This window comes from Armatimonadota bacterium (genome assembly GCA_031081585.1).
Classification (GTDB): Bacteria; Sysuimicrobiota; Sysuimicrobiia; order Sysuimicrobiales; family Humicultoraceae; genus Geohabitans; species Geohabitans tengchongensis.
The window spans coordinates 1-4,185 of the sequence record JAVHLY010000054.1; the positions used below are offsets into that span (position 1 = coordinate 1).

Sequence of the window (4,185 nt, forward strand, 5' to 3'; positions counted from 1 at the left end):
TCGACCACCCCGACCTCTCAGGGGTCACCGTGCCGGGTTACGACTTCTTCGACAACGACCCCGACCCCACGGATCCCGGATGCCCGACCGTGGCTCCCAGTCAGGCCAGTCACGGTACGCACGTGGCCGGCACCGTGGGGGCACTGACGAACAACAGCACGGGCGTGGCGGGGGTAGCCTGGGGAGGCGCTTCGGCGGTGAAAATAATGCCGATCCGGGTGCTGGGGGAGAACGTCGCTAGCGGACAATGTGGCACTGGAACCTGGGCCGCGGTCACTCAAGGTATCGTTTTCGCCGCTGGCAACGGCGCAAAGGTCATAAACCTCAGCTTGGGCGGCTCTGGAGCGTCCCAGACCCTGCAGGACGCCGTCAACTACGCCCTGGCGCGGGGCGTCGCGCTCGTGGCCGCGGCGGGCAACGACAACTTAAACGTGGTAATGTATCCCGCCGCCTACCCCGGGGTCATTGCCGTGAGTGCCACCGCCTGCAACGACACGAAGGCCTCGTACTCCAACTACGGGCCGCAGATCTGGATAGCGGCACCGGGGGGAGATTTCCCCGACTGCGACAGCGACGGCTATCCAGACTGGGTCTTGAGCACGTGGTGGAGTCCCAACTTTGACCCTGGGTATGGCTATCTTTTGGGCACCTCCATGGCTACGCCTCATGTCTCTGGTGTGGCTGCCCTCCTCATCTCCAGGGGCATCGTGGGGCCGGATGCCATCCGCACCCGTCTCCGGGATACGGCTGTAGATCTCCCACCGGCCGGCTGGGATCAGTTCTTCGGCTACGGCCTCGTCAACGCGGCTGCCGCAGTGGGGGCGAGCAACCCCAACAACGCCATGCGCGCGTTCTCGGGCGTGGTGAGCGGCAGCGTCATTACGCGACAGAGCGACGTCGCGATCGTCGCGGCGACCGGAAGCTTCACGGTCACGAACGCCCAAGCGGGGACGAAGACCGTGTTCGTCTGGCAGGACTTCAATGGCAACGGGACCGTGGACGCCGAAGACCTGTACGGGCGTATGGACAACGTGGTCATCAGCCCCGGCTCGACCACCACGGGGGTGGTCGTCACCGTCCGGCGGTATGTGGGGAGTCCTCTTACCGTCAGTTCGGTGGCTGCCGCCGGGCGATGAGGCGCGTAACAACGGCCACAAACTCCCCGGGCTGATCGCGGCATTTTGGGCGGAGAGGCAGTGTGGTGCCTGCCCTGACGGGCGCAGGAGATTGCGGCGTCAGACAGCCCCGGTATCTGAAATGGAAGCGCCTCGGGCTCCGCTATCAATCCGGGCGTCCGGCCCGAACTACGCGCTGCGGATCGGGCAGCGATGTGTCGTTTCGCGCAGGGTACCGCGGGGAAATCGCCCCCTCGGGCCGTTCGAATTCTTCCCCAGCGAACGAGGGGTGGGATAGACGGGAAGTTTCTGTGCGAGTGGCGACCCGATAATCTAAATGCGATTCGCCCCTGCTGGCTTTTGCACACCCTTGGGCTGCTAGCGGCGCCGTTCGGCGAAGAGACGACGCTCCTCGTCCAGGTTCACTGTCCGCAGCAGGCCGGGCAGGAAGTCCGCCAGCGGCGAGATATCGCGCTCGTACCGCTGGAGCTCCGTACTGAAGTGGTCCACCAGAATGAGCCCGCGGTCATAGTGGCGGCGCAAGAAAGCCGCGCGCTGATCGGGAGGCAGCGCGAGGCGCGCCGTCACCGCGGCCACGAGGCTCTCCTGGATGACGGCCGGCCAGTCGCGGTAGCCGTGGCGCTGCGCTGTCTCCCGGACCAGGTCGAAGAGGGGACTCGTGCGCTGTACCTCCGCTGCCGCCTGGGGCGGAAGGGTTCCGAGAGCGAGCCGGACCGTGAGGGTGACCAGCGTGACGGGGTCAGGCTTGCCGGCGGAGCCGAGGACGAAGACTACCACGTCGTCGAGCGGCACGATGTAACCGCGGCCCGGCGCGTCCAGGAGGTTCGGCACGAGCAACAGCCGTTCCCGGGGGGCGTCGCCGGCCCGCAGGTAGTCCAGGGTGCGGCCCATGAGCGCCAGGCCCTCGCTGGCGAGCGCAGCGGCCGCCTGCTGGTGCGGGCCGGACTGGGTCTTCCACAGGTCTGCGACGCCTGCGGCCGTGTAGAAGTCGGCCAATACCCGGCCGAAGCCGTCCAGCCCCTGGGGCGCCCGCTGCTCGGCGAATCCCGGCGGGGCGCCCAGCGTGAGGGTGTAGCGTACGTAGGCTTCCAAGGGCAGGGGGTGCTCCTCGCGGTACCGGCGTACGGGGTCGACGACGCGGATCGGCAGGTCCCCGAGTCTGTCACGCACGGCCTGGCGGACGTCCCCCGACTCCCGGAGCCCCTCGTCGTAACCGGCGGCATTGAGAGCCGCGAAGAGGGTGAAGAGGCGTTCGTCAGGGCGGACCTCCACGCGGTCCCGCAGGCGCGCCTGGCCGGTTCCGGCCCGAGCCGCGGGCGGGCCGGCAGTGAAGGACCAGGTAAAGGGGGCCAGGGCATTTCCCGCTCGGTCGCGGCCGTTCACCGTCACGGTATACCGGGTGCCGGGGTTGAACGGATTCTGCGGGCGCACGGTGACGGTCCGCTCGTCGGCTGTCCACTCCGCCGGGGCGAAGGCGACGGCCGGCTCGGCGGTCACCGTCACGGTGCGGGTGTTCATGGCCTTGCTGAAGGTGACCGAGATCGGGGCATCGGCAGGGACGGTGCCGTCGTGCCCGGGAACGGTCGCCGTCACACCGGGAGGGGCCTCGGAGCCGGGGGTCAGCGAGGGCAGGCCGCTGAGGCTTCCGCACCCTGCGAGCAGGAGCGACAGCAGAACAGCGAGGGCTCGCATCCCCATCCTGGTGCCTCCCGTTCCGCGAAAGCCCGCACGGTTCCTTCAGGAGGTAGGGATTGCTTTTTCGAGCCGCCAGACGGGCCTTCCTCTTGACGGAACTCCGGAGCGGTGCGCATCCTTAGGAGTGACGTTCGGTTGGACTCGACGGTGCGGGGGGTCCGACCACGCGGTCCGTCGTGCCCATCGTCGACCGCTACATCATCCTGGAGATCCTGCCGCCCTTTCTTCTGGGCGTCGGCGGTTTCGCCGTGCTCCTGGTCGGGGACATCCTGTACACGCTGGCCGAGTTCATCGTCTCGGGGCGCCTCACCCTTCAGGCGCTGGGACGCCTGCTCGCCTATAAACTCCCGGCCATCATGGTGATCACCTTCCCCGTCTCGACCCTCCTTGGCGTGCTGCTGGGGCTGGGACGGCTGGCGCGTGACCGCGAACTGCAGGCGATGCGCCTGGCCGGGATGAGCCTGGGCCGCCTCTTCGCCCCGGCGCTGGTGTTCGCCCTTGGCATGGCGGCGGTGACCTTCCTGACCAACGAGTATTTCGCCCCCTGGGCCAACCACCGGGCCAACACCCTGATCCGTCGCGCGGCCTTTGGCGAGGCCTTCCCGCAGGTGCGCGAGCAGGTCTTCTTTCGCGCCCCGGGCAATCGCTTCTTCTACGTTGAGCGGGTCGACGACGATCGACGGCTGTTGCAGAACGTCATGGTTTACGAGGTAACTCCGCCGTTGCCGCGTCTGATCACCGCCCGCGAGGGCCGCTGGGACGACCGGTACTTGCGCCTGCGGGACGGAGTCCTGCGGGAATTCGACTCGGAGGGGTTCACCCGGTACGAGGCGCGCTTCGACGAGATGCGCATCCTGGTGAACCTCCCGGGCGGCATTTTCTTCGCCGGGCAGAAGACCCCCGACGAGATGACCGCCGCCGAGCTGCGCCAGTACCTGGCCGCCTTCGGCCGGGAGGCGCCGCCGCGTTTTGCCATCGAGCTGCACCGGAAGTTCGCCATCCCCGCCGCCAGCGTGGTCTTCGCCTTGGTGGCGGCGCCGCTCAGCCTGCTGGCCACGCAGGGGGGGCGCTTCACCGGCGTGGGGATCAGCGTGGTGTTGCTTTTCCTGTATTACGCGGTGATGTCGAGCGCGCGGGCAGTGGGCGCTGTCGGAGCCGTCTCGCCCATGCTGGCGGCCTGGCTGCCGAACCTGCTCTTCGGCGTGGGGGGCCTCGTGATCTGGGCCCGGCAGGACCGGTGGTTGCACCGGGCGCCCGCGACTTCCGGGTGAGTAGCGGTGGCGCGCCCTCCTGAAGTGCCGCACGCTCCCGCCGATCCGCGACCTCCGGGCACGCCCCGACCGCCCGGCGGACA

3 protein-coding genes are annotated in these 4,185 nt (G+C 68.4%); 2 read left to right on the plus strand and 1 reads right to left on the minus strand.

The window, feature by feature from the left end; all coding sequences use genetic code 11:
- Positions 1–1,136, plus strand: a 1,136-nt coding sequence (locus RB146_13645; GenBank protein ID MDQ7830008.1) for a S8 family serine peptidase, incomplete at its 5' end; no start/stop codon positions are given.
- Between the two features lie 357 nt (positions 1,137–1,493).
- On the opposite strand, the gene RB146_13650 is transcribed toward RB146_13645, so the two are convergent.
- Positions 1,494–2,834 carry an Ig-like domain-containing protein gene (locus RB146_13650; GenBank protein MDQ7830009.1) on the minus strand — a complete coding sequence of 447 codons (1,341 nt, stop codon included), beginning with the start codon at positions 2,832–2,834 and terminating at the stop codon, positions 1,494–1,496.
- 173 nt (positions 2,835–3,007) lie between these two features.
- Here RB146_13650 and RB146_13655 point away from each other — a divergent pair, with 173 nt between their 5' ends.
- Entirely contained in the window at positions 3,008–4,102 is a 1,095-nt protein-coding gene (locus RB146_13655; protein MDQ7830010.1) for an LptF/LptG family permease, read from the plus strand.
- The last annotated feature ends 83 nt before the right edge of the window (positions 4,103–4,185 follow it).